The organism is Gottfriedia sp. ABJ_BB2_2 (assembly GCF_055484705.1).
This window is the reverse complement of the sequence record NZ_JBVFKR010000001.1, coordinates 308,087-328,247: the sequence shown is the minus strand read 5'-3', so window position 1 is coordinate 328,247 and position 20,161 is coordinate 308,087. Positions and strand designations below refer to the sequence as shown.

Genomic DNA, 20,161 nt, shown 5'->3' with positions numbered 1-20,161 from the left:
GTTCTTTGTTCAAGTACACTTTTTGTTGTTTACTTTTATCGTATTATTTTGTATGATTAATTTTCTGTTTTCATAATTAGAAAACATCAGTTCATATTCAATTCATAAATCTATGGTAAAGTACTTCAGAATGTCATTATTTATGTTTTATATATTAGGGGAAATGGGGTTGGCATATGAATAAGACAAATGAGGCTGTAGAAACGCCTTTTAATATCAAAACAATTATCGGTCCTGTAATGGCGGTAATTATTGGTATGATCATGGTTATTTTAGATAGTACTGTAGTAAACGTAGCTATGCCAGGAATTGTAGAGTATTTCAAATCTGACTTGGATACAATGCAGTGGACGATTACTGGTTATACATTAGCTTTATCTGCAGTTATTCCTCTTGCAGGTTGGATGTCAGATCGTTTTGGTGCAAAGCGTATCTTTTTAATTACAATATTATTTTTTACAATCGGTTCAGTGTTATGTTCAGTAGCACAGTCACCTGAACAACTTATTATTTATCGTATTATTCAAGGATTAGGTGGAGGAATGGTAGCACCAATTGGTATGGCTATTATTTTCCGTTTAGCACCTCCAGAAAAAATGGGTTCAATTATGGGAATGCTTGGAATCCCAATGCTATTAGCTCCAGCATTAGGCCCAGTCATTTCAGGTTGGTTTGTTGAATTCTCAACTTGGCACTGGATTTTCTTAATTAATTTACCAATAGGTATTATTGCTTTGATCGTTGGTATGAAATATTTACCGAATTTCGAAACAAAAACAGTTCCTTCACTAGATAAATTTGGAATCATCCTTGCACCAATCGCATTTTCAATGTTAGCTTATGGTGTTAGTGAAAGTTCTACTAGCTGGACATCTACTGGGACATTAACAGGATTAATTATAGGTGGAGTAGCTTTATTATTATTTATCATTGTTGAATTAAGACAAAAACAACCACTTTTAGAACTTAGAGTGTTTAAGTCTTCTGATTTTACAAGAAGTATCTTAATTACATGGATCATGCAAATCGCATTATTTGGTTCATTCTTAATTGTTCCTTTATATTTACAAACTGTAAAAGGCTATGGCGCTTTTGAAACAGGTTTAATTATGCTTCCACAAGCTGTTGCATCTGCTTTAATGATGCCAATCGGTGGAAAATTATATGATAAAGTTGGTGCAAGACCACTTGCATTAGTTGGTTTAACAGTGATTACAGGTTCATTATATTTATTCTCCACAATCACACTTGAATCAACAAATGTCTTTATTATTCTTACACTTGCAATGATGGGTGCTGGAATGGGTATTTCAATGATGGCAATCAATACTCACGTATTACAATCTGCTCCAAGACATTTAGTAAGTCGAGTTACATCTTTAACATCAGCAGCACAACAAGTAATGGTTTCATTTGCGGTTGCAGGTATGGCTGGATTCCTAACATCTAGTACAAAGGATTATATGACGAAGATCGCAAATCCTTTAGAAGCAATGATTTCTGCATACGGCGATACATTCTTACTAGCGGCAGGAATTGCTCTAGCAGGTGCTGTATTATCAATTATCTTACGTAAACCAGTGGTAAGTGATATTGATCAAGGTGAACTTGATGAAGAAACAAAATCAAGCATGATGGTTGGTCATTAATATATTTTCAAAAACAGAAGCTTAAACGAGCTTCTGTTTTTTTATCTAGAAAATGTAAAAAGCATTTTGAACATTAATTTGTAATGAAAATGTCCTCAGTTTGTAAACATTAATTATGTATAATGAAAGCTCAGGCAACATAGATAAAATACATATTGGAGCGATCGCATGAACAAACGAATTTTAAAAGCAGCATTAGCCTTATCTATATTTACTGGTGGATTATTAAACCTAAATATGATAGCGTCTAATGTTAAAACTGTAGAAGCAGCTACCATTAAAGGTACCGTAACTGCTACTATCTTAAATATCAGAAGTGGACCTAGTACTGATTATAAGGTTGTTGGCACAATTAAAAAAGGTGCTACTGTAAGCATTATAAGTAGTAAAACTGGTTGGTATAAAATAACTGCTGGTACAAAAACTGGGTGGGCTTCAAGTAAATATATCAGAAAGTCTACAAGTAGAATAGCATCTTCAACTGTAAATAATATGAAAACACTTGGTACGTCTAAACAACTAATTATTGTTACTGCAGATAATGAAAGTACAAGAAATGTTGTGATTGAGACATTCGAAAAATACGAAAGTGGTTGGAAAAAACGTAATACATTTGCAGGCGTTATTGGGAAAAATGGAATGATTTCTAATAAACATGAAGGTGATAATGAAACCCCAGAAGGAAAATATACGATCACAAAAGCATTCGGAAGACAGAGTAATCCAGGTACGAAATTACCTTATAGAAAAATAACAGCTGATGATGTGTGGGTAGACGATTCCAAAAGTACACTTTATAATACTTGGCAATTAGCTTCTAAAAACAATGGCAGATGGAATAGTGCTGAAAAGATGAATATTAGCCTTTATGATTATGGATTTGTGATCAATTACAATCTAACAAGAACACCTGATAAAGGAAGTGCTATATTCTTCCACATTGCTGGATCTTCTGGTTATACAGCAGGTTGTACTGCAACTTCTAAAACAAATGTAATTTCTATCTTAAAATGGCTCGACCCAACTAAAAAACCAATTATTATTCAAACGCCATTTAATAAAGTAACAAACTATTAACTATAAAATACTGGTCAATTAATGATCAGTATTTTTTTGTTTATTAATGCGTAAAAATGGACGTAGAAAAGTGAAGGACTGGAGGTTCATTTGAAGAAATGTAAGAAGATTTTATCAATTTTAACAATCTTTTTATACGAGCCGTGTTATGATGATAAAATCGATATACTTATTTTGAATTTTCAAAGTATAATAAAAAAGCTAGCGTGAATTGATTTTTAACATTAGAGGTGATTACATGGTACAAAATTTTATTGAACTTGAAACCGAAAGATTAAAATTAAGAAGATTTAAAGATGAAGATCTAGAATACTTTTATCAATATCGAGCTAATCCTGATGTCGCAAAATATCAAGGTTGGCAGAATTATACATACGAACAAGCAAATACTTTTATTGAAAAACAAAAAATTGCAATCCCAAATATTCCAGACTCATGGGTACAAGTAGCAATTGAACATAAGGAAAGTGGAAGACTGATAGGAGATTTTGGTATCCATACTCTAAAGCTACCACTAAATACAACTGAGATTGGATTCACATTAGATCCACAATATCAAAAACAAGGCTATGCGCAAGAAGCATTAAAAGGGTTAATTAATCATCTATTTAACGTTTTGCATAAGGAGAATATACAAGCGATCGCTGTTGAACAGAATGACTCCTCAATCAAACTTCTAAAAAGAATGGGATTTCGTCTATTGAAAAAAATTGAAAATAGTCACTTTAAAGGTCAAATAGTGAACGAATTTGTTTTCGAATTAACAAAAAATGAATGGAGTAGGGTAGGAGATGAGAAAAAGGAATGAGTTTCTTTAAAGGTGCAGTTTATTTATCTTCAGCTGCAAGTATTTGGGGTATGACTTATGTTGTCAGTAAGGTTGTATTAGATCATATTTCACCATGGCTTTTACTTGAAATGAGATTTTTATTAGCGCTAGTTACTTTAGGAATTATTTGTATCATTCAAAATTCATGGAAGATAGATAAGAAAGACTTATTACCAATTGCAATTATTGGTTTAGTTGGCTACTCAGGTTCAATCGGTCTTCAATTTATCGGAACAAAGCTTTCTGGAGCTGCAATGGGATCTCTAATAACGTCAGCTTCACCTGCATTGATTTCATTTTTTGCATTTCTCATTTTAAAAGAAAAAATAAATAATCGTAAAATCATTTCATTGGTGTTAGCGACAATAGGTGTAATCGTAGTGATTGGTATACCAACAGGAAACACAGATTACGGTGCTTATTATGGTAATATTATCTTATTTGGAGCAGCAATAACATGGGCATTATATACAGTTTTAAGTAAAGCACAAACTAAAAAATATTCTTCTCTAACAGTTACTACATGGGCTACTGTATTTGGTGTGATTTTTACAATTCCATTTACAGTTTTTGAACAAGTTCAAAATTCTAGTTCATTATCACTTAACTTTTGGATTTGGATGGGTGTTATATTTTTAGGAACAATTGCTACGGCTGGGGCATTTTATTTGTGGAATAAAGGATTTGAATTTATTGATACGTCTACGGGTTCATTGTTTTTCTTTTTCCAACCACTCATCGGAACAATTTTTGGCTTTTTCTTATTGAACGAATCGATAAAAATTTCATTTTATGTAGGTAGTTTGTTAATTATTTTAGCTGTTTATTTATCGATAAAAGAGCCTAAACAACAATCGACTATAAATTATTCTTCAAAAAAGGCATAAAAAAGTGGCTGAATGATTCAGCCACTTTTTTGATTATTCTGGAGCGATTTCATTATTCACATCAAGTGCTTCTACAAGCTCAAGCTCTTCATGGCGTTCCTGGAATCGATTGAATGTAAATTCATTTGCAAATAGGAATAAAGGACGTTCAAAGCGGTCATATACAAGCATATTACGCATATCTTGATATTTTTTTAAACCTTTTACATCATCAGTTTTTACCCATCGTGCAATATTATAATCAACATGATCTTTACGAATATCAGAACCATATTCATTTTTTAATCTATATTCAAATACTTCAAATTGAAGTTGACCAACTGCTCCAAGGATAACTTCATTAAATTCATTTTTATAAACTTGAATCGCACCTTCTTGGGCTAATTGCTCGACACCTTTATGGAAGTGCTTAGACTTTAATGAGTTTACCGGGCTTACACGTAAGAATAATTCTGGTGGGAAGGTAGGTAATGGCTCGAAGAATAATTTTTGTTTCCCAGCCGTAATTGTGTCACCAATTTGATATGTTCCCGAATCATAAATACCAATTACATCCCCAGCAAATGCTTTATCAACTGTCTCACGATCATTTGCCATTAATTGCGTAGATTGACTCAGTTTGATTTGTTTTCCAGTACGAGAAAGCATTACGTTCATTCCTCGTTCAAATACACCAGAGCAAATACGTACAAATGCAATTCGGTCACGGTGTGCCGGATTCATATTTGCTTGGATTTTAAAGATAAACCCACTAAATGTTTCATCTGTCGGATTGACTTCACCATTAATTGTTTTACGTGGACCAGGAGCAGGTGACATATCTAAGAAGTGATTTAAGAATGGTGTAACACCAAAATCAACTAATGCAGTCCCGAAAAATACAGGTGTTAATTCACCAGATTGTACTAATTCAAGATTAAATTCATTCCCAGCACCTTCTAAAAGATCAACTTCATCTCTTAAGTTCTCAAGGTTTGTTGCTTCTAGATGAGCTTCTAATTCAGGTCCATGAACACCATCTTTTCCAAGCTTAATGACTTCATCTTTTCTGAAAAGGTGAACCTCATTTTCAAGACGATCATATACACCCTCAAATTGCATACCACTACCAATTGGCCATGTTACAGCTACAGAAGGCATTCCAAGAACTTCTTCAAGTTCTTCCATTAATTCTAATGGATCCTTTGCTTGTCGATCTAATTTATTCATAAATGTAAAGATTGGAATTCCACGCATACGACATACTTGGAAAAGCTTTTTCGTCTGCGCCTCTATCCCTTTAGCAGCATCAATTACCATCACTGCACTATCAACAGAAGTTAGTACACGGTATGTATCTTCGCCGAAATCATTGTGACCCGGAGTATCCATAATTGATACCATTTTTTCATCGTATTCGAATTGCATAACTGAAGAAGTAACAGAAATCCCACGTTGTTTCTCAATTTCCATCCAGTCAGATTTTGCATATTTAGAGTTTTTTTGTGCTTTTACAGTACCAGCTTCACGAATAGCTCCACCATGTAATAATAATTTTTCGGTTAAAGTTGTTTTACCAGCATCCGGGTGAGAAATGATCCCAAAAATACGGCGCTTTGCAACTTGGTTGATTAAATCTTTATTTGCCATCTATTATAAAGTCCTTTCTAAAAACAAAAATAGTAAGTTAATTATTTCACATCTTTTCTATTATACAAGAATTACTCTCTCGATGAAACAACATAGTAAAAAAGTTATAGTACCTTCATTATTGCCAAAAAGTTCTTAAATGAAAGTGCACTTCCAATAAAAGGAAATTTTATATTTCATATGGAATAAATATTGATATATTCCTTACTGATCGGAGGGGAACTAAATGAATTTAAAATTTATCTTTATCATTATTTTTTTTATCTTAACACTTGGATTAATTGAATGGAATTCTCGAGATATTCATGAAAATAAATATGGTCAACATACGAAACAAACAAAATGTGTTGTACCAAAAGAAATTTCTCCAGAAGCTGCAAAAGCAGAAAAAATTGCTAAAGGTGATTTAACAAGTTATGAAATAAAAGATTTAAGGAATGATGATGCGAAAGGTATGGTTCAGAAAACATTCGTATCAAAAGATACTGCTAGATTAGTAAATGATAAATATGATGGGAATGAAGTTTTTAAAGTGACATATAGTACAAAAAATGAAGAAATTTTAGGTGATATTGTGGTTTATATTGATGCAGAAACATTAAAGGTGATTGGTAGAGGGTTTCGTGAATGAGTTGAATACAGCCAATAAAATACAAAAGGTAGTGAAAAAGAATGAATTTCGAGAAATTTAAATATGAAAGGCCAAATATTAAAAAATTGGAACAAGATATAAACCAACTCCTTTTTCAATTCAAGCGGTCAAATGATACCGAAGAATTAAGTAATATCATTCGTGAAATAAATCAGCTAAGATCAAAATTCGAAAGTATGATGAATCTGGCTTATTTACAATTCATGAGAAATACAAGTGATTCTTTTTATTCCGCGGAACAAACATTTTATGATGAATCTTATCCTATATATCAAAATTTATTAATCGATTATTTTAGAAATCTTGTGAACTGTGGTTATAGAAAACAATTAGAAGATATTTTTGGGAAACAATTCTTTTCTCTTGCGGAGCTACATACGAAAACAATTTCTGCAAACATTATTGAAGATCTAGTGGAAGAAAATAGATTAGTTAGTCAATATACGAAACTTATTTCATCTGCAAGAATAAATTTTCTTTCGACAGAGATGAATTTAACTCAAGTAAGAGCGTATTCACAAAATACCAATAGGGATATAAGAAAGCAAGCAGTTCATGCTAGATATGGTTTTTATGAACAGCATGAAGAAGAATTAGATCAAATATTTAATCATTTAGTTAAAAAGCGAACACAAATTGCTCAAAAGTTAGGCTATAAAAATTTTATTGAATTAGGTTATGCACGCATGCTAAGAATTGGTTATGATTCAGAAATGATTCGTATCTTTAGAAAGCAAGTGAAGAAAATAATCGTTCCTTTGTTAATAAATTTGAAAGAAAATCAGAAAGATCGTTTAAAGCTTGAAATATTACATTATTATGATTTAGATATATTGTTTGAAGATGGAAACCCCGAACCTAATGGAGATATCAAATGGATTATTCATGAATTTCAACATGTCTTTAAAGAGATTTCACCTGAAACAGCAGAATTTTATCAATTTATGGAATCAAATAATCTTTTAGACGTAGAGACTAGAATTGATAAAGCGAGAGCGGGTTATTGCACATATATTCCTAAATATAAAGCACCTTATATTTTTGCCAATTTCAATGGAACTTCCGATGATGTTCGGGTTTTTCTTCATGAAGCAGGTCACGCATTTCAACTATATTCTAGTCAAAATTTAGAATTAGTTGACTATCATTATCCCACATATGAAGCGTGTGAAATTTTCTCAATGAGTATGGAGCTCTTTGGATGGAAATCGCTTGATCGAATTTTCGGAAAAGACGCGAATAAATATAAATATCTGCACTTACATGAAGCACTTGACTGGTTAGTCTATTGTGTTGCTATTGATGAGTTTCAACATATTGTTTATGAAAATCCAGAACTGACTCCAAATGAAAGAAAAGCAAAGTGGAGGAACATTGAGAAAGAATATTTGCCTTTTCGCGATTATGAAGGAAATGATTATTTGGAAAGAGGTGGATTCTGGCAACAGCAGACACTAATTTATAAAACACCTTTTTACTTTATTGATTATGCAATAGCTCAAGTTTGTGCCTTCCAACTTTGGTCATTATTTAAAGCGAATGAGCAAGTAGCTTTCTCTAAATTTCTTAAAATTTGTAAAGCTGGAGGTAGCAATTCGTTTTTAACGATAATAGAAGAGTCCAGTATGATTTCACCATTTGATAACGGTTGTTTAGAAACGATATTGCCGATCATAAAAAATGAACTAGATGATATTGAATTAGCTTTAAACTTGAAATAAGTAACGCTGAAATATTGAATTGACATCAAATTTTTATTTATTAATGGAAGCGTATTCTAGTATACTAGTAGTATATTAAATTAATTTGAGGTGAATACAGTGGAGTATACAAACTTAATATAAAAGAAAATAAAAGTTAAAGTGAGGACACTGTATTGAGCACAAAAACAAAATTAATATTGGTTGAGGGATTACCAGGTTTTGGAAAGTCAACTACTGCTAGATTAGTATATGACATTTTAAAAGAACTGAATGTAGAAGCAGAACTTTTCTTAGAAGGTGATTTAAATCATCCTGCTGATTTTGAAGGCGTAGCTTTCTTTACGAAGTCAGAAATGGAACAATTATTAATAGAACATGAGCATCAAAGTGAAATAATTAAACTTCATATGGAAGAATATGAATCTGGGTATTTAATTCCTTATCAAAAACTACAACATATATTAGGTATAAAACTTACACCTGAATTATTAGATGCATTAATGAATAAAGATATATATGAATTACCCCTTAAGCAAAATCAACATTTAATCGAAAAAAGATGGCAAGCATTTGCTGAAAAAGCACAAAAAAGCGAAAAAATAACGATATTTGAATGTTGTTTTATTCAAAATCCAATAACAGTTGGAATGATTAAATATAATACAAGCAAAGAAAATGTCATTCAATATATAAAATCGCTAGAAAATGTAATTGAATGTCTAAATCCATTATTACTATATGTTAATCAAGATGATCTAACATTTTCATTTAAAAAGGCCATTAACGAAAGACCAAAAGAATGGTTTGAAGGGTTTGTAAATTATTATGCTAACCAAGCGTTTGGAAGTAAAAATAATTTTACGGGATTAGAAGGTACTTTAAGGATTCTTGAGGCAAGAAAACAGCTAGAAGTAAACATCTTAGAAGAACTTAGTATAAAAATGGAAGTTGTCAATAATTCTAACTATGATCTTGAAAGTTATCAATCAACTTTAAGGGATCTTATCCGTTTACATTTTTAATAAAATTTGGCCCTACTTCATTTTGGAGTAGGGCTATCATCATTAAAATAAGAATTGTAAATGTAAAGAAAAAACTAAATAAGCCTATTTGGAGCGGCGTTACCTCCGCTATGAGCACGGAAGTTAAGATATCGAGCGTTTGTCATGCAGACTGCAGATCTATTTTCAAATTGAAAATAGATTTTTTTCATTTAGGCGTACTTTTTCGAAAGTCTTTACATATCATTTATTAGGTAGTATAGTTAGTTACATGAGTAACTAACCAAATAACTAACAAGTAAAGGAAGCTGCTAATGAAACCAACATTAGATGAATCTCAGCCATTATTTCAGCAAATTGCCGCATTAATTATGGATGAAATTATTGACGGCAGAATAAAGGAGGAGGAGCAAGTTCCTTCAACAAATGAATTATCACGTTTTTATAATATTAATCCTGCAACAGCTAGAAAAGGTCTCCAAGCATTGGTTGTCAAGGAAATCATTTATAAACAAAGAGGTGTTGGTATGTTTGTTTCTAAAGGAGCAAAAGAAAAATTAATGATAGAGCGAAAAGAGCAATTTTATGAAGAATATGTCGCACCTTTATTAAAAGAAGCAAATCGAATTCATCTTGATGAACAAATGGTCATTGAATTAATTAAAACAAAAATGGATTCAAAATAGGGGGAGTATAGATTGATTCAAGTAAAAAATTTGACTTATGGTTATCATCAAACACCAGTTTTATCAAATTTTAATTTACATGAAACGGAACCAAGCATTATTGGTTTATGGGGTAGAAATGGATCTGGGAAGACAACATTAATGAGTTTACTTGCAGGGCACTCCAAACCACTAGTAGGTCAAATAAATGTATTAGGTCAAGAACCATATAATAATTTAAAGGCTTTAGAAAATATTTGTTATATACAAGAAAATCATCCATTTGGTCAAAATTGGAAAATAGAAGACGTTTGTAAATATGGTCGCTATTTTCATCCAAATTGGAACCAAAAGTTTGCCGAAAAACTCATCGATCTATTTGAACTACCGTATAAGAAAAAAATCTCTAAATTTTCAAAAGGGATGAAATCTGCTTCTCAAATCATTTTAGGTTTAGCAAGCAATGCTCAAATTACAATTCTAGATGAACCTACAAATGGTTTGGATGCAGTAAAACGAAAACAATTTTATGATGCATTATTAGAGAGTTACGAAGAACATCCTCGTTTATTTTTAATCTCCACGCATCATATAGAGGAAATTCAACCACTTTGTGAATCACTTATTGTAATCCAAGATGGGAAAGTTTTATTCCACGAACAAATTGAAGAAATGAGAGAAAAAGGGGTTATTTTATCTGGTAAAGGTGAAATGATTGAAAAGGTTACTTCTAATGCAAGAATAATCGAATCATCTAGAATCAGTTCAACACTTAAAGTAATGCTAGATGAAAGCTTTTCTAATCACTGGAAATCAATCGCGTCAGAAAATGGTTTAACAATTGAAAAAGCTAGTTTACAAGATTATTTAATAAATGTTACGAGTAAAAAGACTGAGGTGAAATCATGAATTCAATTAAGGGTACTTATCTATTAATATTTGATGATTTGCGTTGGTATTTTATGTTATTTTCCACAATTACATTAGGATTATCACTCATCTATCTTCTAATAAGTGTTATGTTTAACATTCCCTCAGGAACGGAAGCTGCATTGTTTGGGCCAACTTTTGGCGGTATTTGTACATTTGCAGTCGCAGGTCTAGTCATTCCAATTCAGGTTGCAATTGGACTTGGGAGTACAAGAGTACAATTTTTAAAGTCATATAATGTGATGGCTTCTCTTATGGTTGTATGTAGTATTACATTTTTGAATGTTCTATATTTAATCATGAATTTATTATTTGATAGAGGTATAAACAAATTTCAATTTTTTCATGCAGGTCAATGGTATTCAAACAATTATCATTTTTTCTCCTATTATTGGATTGATTTAATGATTGGATTTTTCATTCTTGGAATATCGTCTCTAATTGCAGTTCTGATTAGAAGACTAGGTGTATTAAATTTTCTAATTTTACTAGTAGGTATCAGTATCCTCATTACGTTATCTTCAATAACTGGATATAATTCAACAATCTTTGGGTGGATATTAGACACGAATGTTTTAATGACTTTTACTATTTTAGGTATTGTTGGAATGCTACTCCAGTCATTAACATTCCCAATGATGAAAAATGCGCCATTAAAAATGAAAAGCAGAGGATAAATTTCAAAAAAAGTATGCCGGTAAAGGCATACTTTTTCTTATAAAAAATACGTTTTACATACTTTGAAGTGTAGGGTTCTAGGGGCATTAATATCGAATGTTAAATGAAGTAGAGTATAATTATGCGAATCCTGTAAAATTTCTGTATAATCAAATTATATTAAACGATAGGAGAAACGCTTATGTCATTTACAATTAAACCAATTGCTTATGTGAAGAATTCTAGAAAAGAAATAGAAGATGATCATTGGGGTACTATCATATCTGAAATTGAATTAGTTGAAGAAGTCAGTGAATTAGCACTTAGCGGGATTACCGATTTTTCTCATTTAGAGATTATTTTTTATTTTGATAAAGTTTCAGATGATAAAATTCAATATAATGCTAGACATCCTAGGAATAATCTAAGTTATCCGAAAGTTGGGATTTTTTCTCAAAGAGGGAAAAATCGTCCAAATAAATTAGGCCTAACTTCAGTCGAACTATTGAGTCATAATGAACGTAAAATTACGGTGAGAGGATTGGATGCAATAAATGGAACACCAATCATTGATATCAAACCAATAATGAAAGAATTTCTTCCCAAAGGTGAAATAAAACAACCAAAATGGTCAACTGAATTAATGGAGAATTATTGGGATTAAAGGATTCATTTAGTGAAAGAGAAGACACTGCATATACAATGTCTTCTCTTTAGCTTTCATTGATTAAAATTCTAATGGACGTAAACTAGCTTCGATTTCTGCTCTTTTTGGCTCTAAAAATGGAGGTAGAGCTAGCTGTTCTCCTAAAGATTCCATTGTTTCATCTACTGCAAATCCAGGCGTATCGGTAGATAATTCAAATAGTATATGATTTGGTTCTCTAAAATATAATGCTTTAAAGTAATATCTTTCGACTTTTCCTGAATTGATAAAACCTAATGATTCAATCTTTTCAGCCCACTTGTTAAATTCTTCTTCATTTGGCACTCGAAAGGCAACATGATGAACACTTCCACGTCCAGGTCTTTCTCTTGGTAGATCTGGGCGACTTTCTACATGAACTTCTGCACCAGAACCTCCAATTCCTGTAGCTAATACTTCAATATCAGGCTGATTTTCAGCAGGGGATGGATATGTGCCGATTTGCCTGAAACCTAAAACTTCAGTTAACGTTTTTATTGTAGGTGCAGCATCCTTTACTGTTAAGGTTACAGGTCCCAATCCTACTATTCCATGCTCTGTCGGAATATCTGTTTGATTCCACGGAATTCCAGCTGGGACACCTGGCTCTCCATTATCTGCAACTAAAATTAGTCGTGTTCCTTCATAATCTTGAAAAGCAAGAGTATCACGATTCGCTCTTTTACTGATTTCCTCATGATGAATTCCTAACAGTTTAAATCGGCTATTCCAATAATGTAATGATTCTGTTGATCGTACACGTAATGATGTTGTAGAAATACTAGAATGACCATGATATGTATTACCTAATCCCGGAATATCAAAAAAAGTTATTTCTGTACCAGGATTCGCTTTGGCATCTCCATAAAACAAATGATAACTAGATGTATTATCTTGATTTACAGTCTTTTTTACAAGTCTCAATCCTAATACTTTTGTATAAAATTCAAAGTTCTTTTCTGCTTTTCCAGTAAGTAATGATACATGATGTAGTCCTAATAATTCCATCTTCACCAATCCTTTATGAATTTATATTATTATTTTACGCTTTGTAAGGTTAAATTACTAATCGCATGTTTATATGTGATCAAAAAATTTGAATTGTAAATAGAATTAGGTATGTTACACTTTAATTAATTTAAAAATTCAAAATACTTAATCAGATTACATAAACTAGGAGGAATATCGATGTATTTAGGATATTTTTTAATTCTTTTGTCAGCGACCGCATTTGGACTGATGCCTATTTTTGCAATTTATGCATATGACCATCAAGTTAGTGTAAATACATTGTTATTTCTGCGATTCTCATTCGCTGCAATCATCTTTTTTAGTTATCTATTTTTGAAAAAAGGATTCGTTTCAATCACGAAGAAACAAATCACAACGTTTTTTCTGCTAGGTAGTATATTGTATACCTTACAATCTAGTTTTTATTTTAGTTCAATTAAGTACATACCTGCATCTTTAGCAGCATTGATTTTATACTTATATCCGGTTTTTGTTGCAATCCTTTCATTTTTTGTAAATAAAGAGAAATTAACAAAATTTATGGTCATTTCAATGATTATTTCGCTTTTTGGTATACTTTTCGTTTTAGGGACTCCAACAGATCATATGAATGTATTTGGTATTTTACTAGCATTAGGTGCAGCTATTATTTATTCAATTTATATTATTGTAGGTGGTAGAGTGACATTACAAGTTCCACCTTTAGTGACAAGTGCGTTTATCGCATTATTTGCGGCAGTTTCATTCTTAATTGTTGGATTGACTACGAATACACTTCAATTTCATTTTAGTTTTGTGGGTTGGTTATCGATTCTTTGTATTTCAATCATTTCGAGTGTCATTTCAATGGCCTCATTTTTTGCAGGCATTAAATTAATAGGACCAACAAAAAGTGCAATATTAAGCATGGTCGAACCAGTTATTACGATAATTTTTTCTACAATTCTTTTAAATGAAAATATGAAATTATTACAATTAGTTGGTGGAGCAGTTGTTTTACTTGGTGCTGCTTTGGTAGTCATTACAAGTGAAAAGAAAAAATTGATAGAGAATAAAATGGAAAATCATTTACAATATGATATGATAAATAATGAAAAATAATTTACCATTAAAATTAGAAGGTATGAGCTGCAATTGCGGCTCTTTTTTGTTTGAAAAGGAGTCATAAATATGTTCGAAATAAAATTAAAAAACGATCTGATTGTAACTGTTCGCGAAGCTTCAAAAGATGACGCTCAATCGATTATTGATTTTTATAATATAGTCGGAGGAGAAACAAACTTTCTATCTTTTGGAGGAAATGAATTTAAAAGAGATTTAGAAGAATATGAAACTTTCTTAACTACTTCTAAAGAACAGCAAAATACAATCATTCTACTGGTAACATTAAATGAACAAATCATAAGTATAGCGTCGATTCATTCTAATCAATCAGCACGTACAATGCATGTTGGAATATTAGGCATCGTCATTAAAAAGGAGTATTGGGGTTTACAATTAGGTAATAGTTTAATGGACTACCTTATTGAATGGGCAAAACAAAATACGATTACGAGGAAAATTCAATTGACTTGTAATAAGGACAATACAAAAGCCATTCGATTATATAAAAAACTAGGTTTTGAGATTGAAGGCGTCATAAAAGAAGATACGTTTATTGAAGGACGTTACAATGATACCGTTTTGATGGGACTCTTTCTTTAAAATCTTGTTTGCAGTTCAAATCGAACAAGTAATAATTTTTAAAAGCTTTTTATGGATGTGTGTTGCTAAATAGGAATTTTCGTCAACTTACGATTTTCCAAAAGGAACAATGTATTCAAAACAGCTATATTAAATGTAAATAGGTGCTAAAGATGATCAGAGATTTATTTTTAAATTTTTCCTTATTCATATTTTTCTTGTTTGGCTTTCATCGACTTCAAAACATATTACGCCTAAGATTCCCAAATAGGTATCATATTATAGTAGGTATGATACATGGGGTATTCGGCAATATCTTAATATTGTTTGGAATTCGTGTATTTGAAAATAACATCTTAGATTTTAGACAACTTGCTATTATATCAGCAGCGTATTTTGGAGGCTTTAGAGCAGCTATCATGACCGGTTTCATCATTGTAGCATTTCGTTTGTCATACTTCGGAATTAATGAAGGGTCAATTTTCGCACTCATTACGATTACCATTAATGTGATTATGAGTGGATTCATTTCGAAGTATGTAAAAAATTACTGGATTAAATGGATGAATATGATTCTAATCGTAATGATTTTAAGTAGTTCGTTCTTCTTATATCAAAATATGAAAAATTCATATCCACTTTACCCAATCATGCCGATCTGTGAAAGTTTTGTTTTGATAGGTGGTATACTGATTGCAGTGTTTATCAGCTTTTTAAATAGAAATGAAGAAATAAAGGTCGCTTTAAAAGAAAGTGAGGAAAGGTATCGAACCTTGATAGAAACCTCACCAGATGGGATTTTTGTACATAAGAATGGAATGATCATGTTAGCGAATGAAAAAGCAGGAATATTATTAGGTACAGATACATCAAATGATTTAATTGGTCTTAATATATTTCAGTTATTAACAAATCTAAAATCAAGAACATTTGATAACATTGAAAAATTTAGTCAAAATCCTGACCTTATCGTGCAAGAAGATAGTACATATACTCGTTTAGATGGAAAAGGTGTAGATTTATCATTCTCCGAGTCTAATATTATATATGAAAGTACTGAAGCGACCATGGTCGTATTTAGAGATATTTCTGAGCAAAAAAACATAGAAAGAAAATTACAACAGGCTAATAAATTACTTCACCAACTATCGATTTCTGATGGTTTAACAGGAATTCCTAACAGACGTTATTTTGAAGAAATGTATAAATTAAAATGGGATGAAGCACTAGCATCACAAAAGCCGTTTTCACTAATCATTTTTGATATAGACTGTTTTAAAATGTTTAATGATTCATATGGTCATTTAGAAGGCGATAAGTGTTTAAAAATTGTTGCAAGAACCATTTCTAAAATAGTGGATAATACTACGGATTTTTGTGCACGTTTTGGCGGTGAAGAATTCATTGTAGTATGTGATACGGATGAATATGGTGCAAACGAAATAGCTGAAAAAATAAGGAAGAGTGTCCTAGAACTTAAAATTCCAAATGTGAACTCAGGTGTTAATCAATTCGTTACGATTAGTATTGGTGTGGTGTCATTGGTTCCTAACAAATCGATTGAAAAGGAAGTTGCAATCGATTACGCCGATAAAGCATTGTATACTGCGAAATTAAATGGAAGAAACAAAGTTCATTTTTATCAGATCAACAATGAAATATTTGCCTAATACTAAAAAAAAAATCCTTGTGAGCTATAGGCACAAGGATTTTTTATAGTTTTTTAGAAGCAAGTAAACGATCTAATGCGGTTTGTATCAATTCCAAAGTATGCCCAGAAAAATCCGAACCATCTAAATCCTGCAACTGATCTTCTTCCTACAAATGTCGGAAAAAACCAAAATGCTTCACCATTATTTAGCCATACGTAAGTATTTCTAAATCGGCATCCTGCAATTGCTCCGGGATCTACCGCAAATGCAGTTGCAGCTGGTTGTTGAGGTGTAAAAGATGGTGGAGGAGATGTTGGTGCACCTTGTTGTCCACCACCTGGGTGGCCTGGAAACTGCCCAGGTTGACCCGGAAATTGACCCGGTTGCCCAGGGAAACCTGGAAACGTTCTATAGTGTGGAAAATAATCCATTCATATCAACTCCTTCATTATCAATCTTTATAAAGTATGAGGAATTGGGTGTGATTGTTTGGGCGAATGGTTAAATAACTATGTATTTAAAATTCATTCGTTAAACATTACCATTATAAAAAATTAGATAACAATGAAAATATCAGTCAGTTGACAATTCATAACTTTACTTAAAAAGAGGCATCACATGTCAAACTGACTTATGTGAGGCTCTTTTTAAGTATATATTAATTGTAATCTTAATTTTTATAGTGAGCAGATTTAAGAATTATTTAAGATTTGGATAAGGTCCATTTAATTTTTTTTTATTAAGATTTACAATAGTTTTAAGACATTTACATGTAAAATATGTAAACAAGAAAGTGGGTTGTAGGTTGTCAATTCGAAAACGGTTAATATTTTCAAATATTGCAATGATTGTTATTCCAATTTTAACTTTTATTCTGTTACAAATTATCTTAGATATGTTTTTCCTCAATTCATTTGATCCAACAAACAGCGGTCATCGGCCACATGCATTTTATTTTTTCCGTTTTGGTATTATCATCCCGATCTTTGCGATTACAAATGCTTTACTGTCTTATTTTGTATCAAGAAGTATCATTAAACCAATAAGAGGTTTAAATGATGCTGCAAAAAAAATTCGAGAAGGTAATATGGATTTTCAAATTGAGCCTGATCGTAAGGACGAGATTGGTCAGCTAGCTCAAAGTTTTGAATTAATGAGACATAGCCTTAAAGAATCCTCTGACATACAACAAAAGTATGAACAAAATCGCAAAGAATTAATAGCCAATATATCTCATGATCTTAAAACGCCTATGACTTCAATAAAAGGTTATGTAGAAGGCATCAGAGATGGTATTGCAAATACACCAGAGAAAATGGAAAGGTATATTCAAACCATTCATTCTAAAACTCTACACATGGATCATTTAATCGATGAGCTTTTCTTATATTCAAAATTAGATTTAAAGCGGGTACCATTTCATTTTGAAGAGGTTAATATTCATCATTATTTAATAGACCGGATAGAAGAATTACAGTTTGAATTAGACAATATTCATGTCATGATAACTTATGAAAATGTAAGCAAAAATAATGATATTAACGTTGTTATGGCTAGAGAACAATTTAAGCGTGTCTTTACAAACATCATTCAAAATAGTTTAAAATATTTGGATAAGTCAGAAAAAAATATATCAATAAAGTTAATGGAAGAAAATGAAAAAGTAATTATTCAATGTAATGACAATGGAAAAGGAATTTCAAATGAAGTACTACCTTATATTTTTGATCAGTTTTACCGTGTTGATCAATCTAGAAACTCAATGAGTGGTGGATCTGGTCTTGGCCTTGCAATTGTAAAACAAATAATTGAAGAACATGGTGGACAAGTCTGGGCAGAAAGTGAAGAAGGGGAATATACAAGTATCTATATTACATTAAATAAGGTCACTGGTATTAAGGAGATAGAATGAACAGAATTTTAGTTATTGAAGATGACGAAAGTATCGCTGAGCTTCAAAGAGACTATTTAGAAATTAATGGAATGACAGTTGAAATTGAGACAAATGGTCAAACAGGTTTAAACAAAGCACTTCGTGAACAATTTGACTTGATATTACTTGATATCATGCTACCAGATTTGAATGGATATGAAATATGTAAAAAAATTCGTGAAAGTAAAGAGATTCCAATTTTAATTGTATCAGCTAAAACTGAGGATATTGATAAAATACGTGGTTTTGGTTTAGGTGCTGATGACTTTATTGTCAAACCATTTAGCCCTAGTGAGTTAGTAGCTAGAGTAAAGGCACATCTCTCAAGATATAATCGTTTAGTACAAAAAGATCAAAATGACAACCAATTAGAAGTTAGAGGATTAGTAATCAACCAACAGTCTCGTAAAATTTTCGTTGAAGGAGAGGAAAAAATCTTCACGGCAAAAGAATTTAATTTATTAACCTTTCTTGCCTCAAATCCGAATAAAGTGTTTAGTAAAGATCATTTATTCGATCGGATATGGGGGTTTGATTCGATTGGTGATAATTCTACAGTGACCGTGCATATCCGTAAAATACGAGAGAAAATTGAAAAAGATCCTTCAAATCCAGATTATATTGAAACCGTATGGGGCGCGGGATATCGCTTTAAATCAAATATGTAAAAACCGCTAAACTCTAATGTTTGGTGGTTTTTTTTATGTTTAGAATGATATGCAATAAAAGAGCTTTAATCAGAAAACTTTAACTGATTTTTATTTAAGAAATATTTAAGGTTTTCATAATAGTTGTTTTATATTTATCTATTAAGATTTGAGACATAAAAATAAATAATGGAGGAACAAATATGGCTATAAAGAAAATTAATTTAACAAAAAAAAATATTTTAGTAAGTATACATGTTCTATCATTTTGCGCTTGGTTCGGGGCAACATTAAGTCTTATTTTATTAGGGTTTTACTTGAAAAATGCTGAAAATGGGAATCAACTAATTTATACTTTATCAAGCATGCATATTATCGATGAAACATTATTAAAATTTCCAGCACTTGCTACACTCATTACAGGTATATTATTGTCTATTTGGACTCAATGGGGTCTTGTAAAATATTATTGGGTTGTGATTAAACTTGTATTAACGATTTTAATTATCCTCTTAGGGATCTTTTTTATAAATGATTGGTTTGCATTATTAATAAAATTAGCGAACCAGTTTGGAATAGATGCATTATCATCAGAAGATTTTAAGACATCTTGGTTATCTTTAATCATTACAGGTAGCTTTAATCTAGTTTGTATGACAGTGATGACGATTGTTACGTACTTTAAACCTTTTGGAAAAATTAAAAAATATAAGAAAGTGGAAATGATTTAATTATAATTAACAAGAAGCAATACTTATAAAAGTATTGCTTTTTTAAATGAAGTAAATTTTGATATGCACTATTTAATTTTAATTTAATAGCATAAATATGTGGAAAAAAATAAAAATTATATTGTGTCAATAACTGTATA

At 31.3% G+C, this 20,161-nt stretch carries 19 protein-coding genes and 1 pseudogene; 17 read left to right on the top strand and 3 right to left on the bottom strand.

Annotation, left to right across the window (positions count from 1 at the left end; genetic code table 11):
* The first annotated feature begins 176 nt into the window (after positions 1–176).
* From ACX6U0_RS01775 to ACX6U0_RS01760, 4 genes are all read left to right on the top strand, one after another.
* The gene (locus tag ACX6U0_RS01775; RefSeq protein ID WP_464958293.1) at positions 177–1,649 is read left to right on the top strand and encodes a DHA2 family efflux MFS transporter permease subunit; all 1,473 of its coding nucleotides are present in this window, start codon (positions 177–179) and stop codon (positions 1,647–1,649) included.
* A 168-nt stretch (positions 1,650–1,817) separates the two neighbouring features.
* Positions 1,818–2,726, top strand: coding sequence for an SH3 domain-containing protein (locus ACX6U0_RS01770; protein WP_464958292.1), 909 nt, complete (start codon positions 1,818–1,820; stop codon positions 2,724–2,726).
* Between the two features lie 238 nt (positions 2,727–2,964).
* Complete coding sequence (locus ACX6U0_RS01765; protein ID WP_464958291.1) at positions 2,965–3,534, top strand: GNAT family N-acetyltransferase; 570 nt, start codon at positions 2,965–2,967, stop codon at positions 3,532–3,534.
* Positions 3,531–4,442, top strand: a complete 912-nt coding sequence (locus tag ACX6U0_RS01760) for a DMT family transporter (protein ID WP_464958290.1) — start codon at positions 3,531–3,533, stop codon at positions 4,440–4,442. Before ACX6U0_RS01765 ends, ACX6U0_RS01760 begins: the two co-directional genes overlap by 4 nt.
* A gap of 33 nt (positions 4,443–4,475) precedes the next feature.
* Here the strand turns inward: ACX6U0_RS01760 and ACX6U0_RS01755 are convergent, their stop codons facing one another.
* Complete coding sequence (locus ACX6U0_RS01755) at positions 4,476–6,071, bottom strand: peptide chain release factor 3 (protein ID WP_464958289.1); 1,596 nt, start codon at positions 6,069–6,071, stop codon at positions 4,476–4,478.
* A gap of 226 nt (positions 6,072–6,297) precedes the next feature.
* Here ACX6U0_RS01755 and ACX6U0_RS01750 point away from each other — a divergent pair, with 226 nt between their 5' ends.
* The 7 genes from ACX6U0_RS01750 to ACX6U0_RS01720 all read left to right on the top strand — a co-directional run bounded on the left by ACX6U0_RS01750 (position 6,298) and on the right by ACX6U0_RS01720 (position 12,343).
* Positions 6,298–6,702, top strand: coding sequence for a hypothetical protein (locus ACX6U0_RS01750; RefSeq protein WP_464958288.1), 405 nt, complete (start codon positions 6,298–6,300; stop codon positions 6,700–6,702).
* A gap of 41 nt (positions 6,703–6,743) precedes the next feature.
* Positions 6,744–8,444 carry a M3 family oligoendopeptidase gene (locus ACX6U0_RS01745; RefSeq protein ID WP_464958287.1) on the top strand — a complete coding sequence of 567 codons (1,701 nt, stop codon included), beginning with the start codon at positions 6,744–6,746 and terminating at the stop codon, positions 8,442–8,444.
* Positions 8,445–8,599: 155 nt separating this feature from the next.
* A complete protein-coding gene (locus ACX6U0_RS01740; RefSeq protein ID WP_464958286.1) occupies positions 8,600–9,448 on the top strand; it encodes a P-loop NTPase family protein in 849 nt (282 codons plus the stop codon).
* 293 nt (positions 9,449–9,741) lie between these two features.
* The gene (locus ACX6U0_RS01735) at positions 9,742–10,113 is read left to right on the top strand and encodes a GntR family transcriptional regulator (RefSeq protein WP_464958285.1); all 372 of its coding nucleotides are present in this window, start codon (positions 9,742–9,744) and stop codon (positions 10,111–10,113) included.
* Positions 10,114–10,125: 12 nt separating this feature from the next.
* Positions 10,126–11,001, top strand: coding sequence for an ATP-binding cassette domain-containing protein (locus ACX6U0_RS01730; RefSeq protein WP_464958284.1), 876 nt, complete (start codon positions 10,126–10,128; stop codon positions 10,999–11,001).
* Positions 10,998–11,699, top strand: a complete 702-nt coding sequence (locus tag ACX6U0_RS01725; RefSeq protein WP_464958283.1) for a hypothetical protein — start codon at positions 10,998–11,000, stop codon at positions 11,697–11,699. Before ACX6U0_RS01730 ends, ACX6U0_RS01725 begins: the two co-directional genes overlap by 4 nt.
* Before the next feature lie 182 nt (positions 11,700–11,881).
* A complete protein-coding gene (locus tag ACX6U0_RS01720) occupies positions 11,882–12,343 on the top strand; it encodes an SAM-dependent methyltransferase (RefSeq protein WP_464958282.1) in 462 nt (153 codons plus the stop codon).
* Positions 12,344–12,406: 63 nt separating this feature from the next.
* Here the strand turns inward: ACX6U0_RS01720 and ACX6U0_RS01715 are convergent, their stop codons facing one another.
* Complete coding sequence (locus tag ACX6U0_RS01715; protein WP_464958281.1) at positions 12,407–13,372, bottom strand: ring-cleaving dioxygenase; 966 nt, start codon at positions 13,370–13,372, stop codon at positions 12,407–12,409.
* 180 nt (positions 13,373–13,552) lie between these two features.
* Here ACX6U0_RS01715 and ACX6U0_RS01710 point away from each other — a divergent pair, with 180 nt between their 5' ends.
* The 3 genes from ACX6U0_RS01710 (at position 13,553) to ACX6U0_RS01700 (ending at position 16,728) form a co-directional block, all read left to right on the top strand.
* A complete protein-coding gene (locus ACX6U0_RS01710; protein WP_464958280.1) occupies positions 13,553–14,476 on the top strand; it encodes a DMT family transporter in 924 nt (307 codons plus the stop codon).
* 69 nt (positions 14,477–14,545) lie between these two features.
* Positions 14,546–15,079: an N-acetyltransferase family protein gene (locus ACX6U0_RS01705; RefSeq protein WP_464958279.1), complete on the top strand. Its 534-nt coding sequence runs from the start codon at positions 14,546–14,548 to the stop codon at positions 15,077–15,079.
* A 152-nt stretch (positions 15,080–15,231) separates the two neighbouring features.
* Complete coding sequence (locus ACX6U0_RS01700; RefSeq protein WP_464958278.1) at positions 15,232–16,728, top strand: sensor domain-containing diguanylate cyclase; 1,497 nt, start codon at positions 15,232–15,234, stop codon at positions 16,726–16,728.
* Positions 16,729–16,781: 53 nt separating this feature from the next.
* Here ACX6U0_RS01700 and ACX6U0_RS01695 read toward each other — a convergent pair whose 3' ends face one another.
* Positions 16,782–17,141 (bottom strand): collagen-like protein, encoded by a 360-nt coding sequence (locus ACX6U0_RS01695; RefSeq protein WP_464958277.1) that lies wholly within the window; start codon positions 17,139–17,141, stop codon positions 16,782–16,784.
* A 572-nt stretch (positions 17,142–17,713) separates the two neighbouring features.
* On the opposite strand from ACX6U0_RS01695, the pseudogene ACX6U0_RS01690 reads away from it, so the two are divergent.
* From ACX6U0_RS01690 to ACX6U0_RS01680, 3 genes and pseudogenes are all read left to right on the top strand, one after another.
* Positions 17,714–18,622, top strand: a pseudogene (locus tag ACX6U0_RS01690) (sensor histidine kinase); the annotation flags it as partial.
* The gene (locus tag ACX6U0_RS01685) at positions 18,619–19,311 is read left to right on the top strand and encodes a response regulator transcription factor (protein ID WP_464958276.1); all 693 of its coding nucleotides are present in this window, start codon (positions 18,619–18,621) and stop codon (positions 19,309–19,311) included. The pseudogene ACX6U0_RS01690 and the gene ACX6U0_RS01685, both read left to right, overlap by 4 nt.
* A gap of 182 nt (positions 19,312–19,493) precedes the next feature.
* Positions 19,494–20,021, top strand: a complete 528-nt coding sequence (locus tag ACX6U0_RS01680; RefSeq protein ID WP_464958275.1) for a hypothetical protein — start codon at positions 19,494–19,496, stop codon at positions 20,019–20,021.
* Positions 20,022–20,161: the final 140 nt, after the last annotated feature.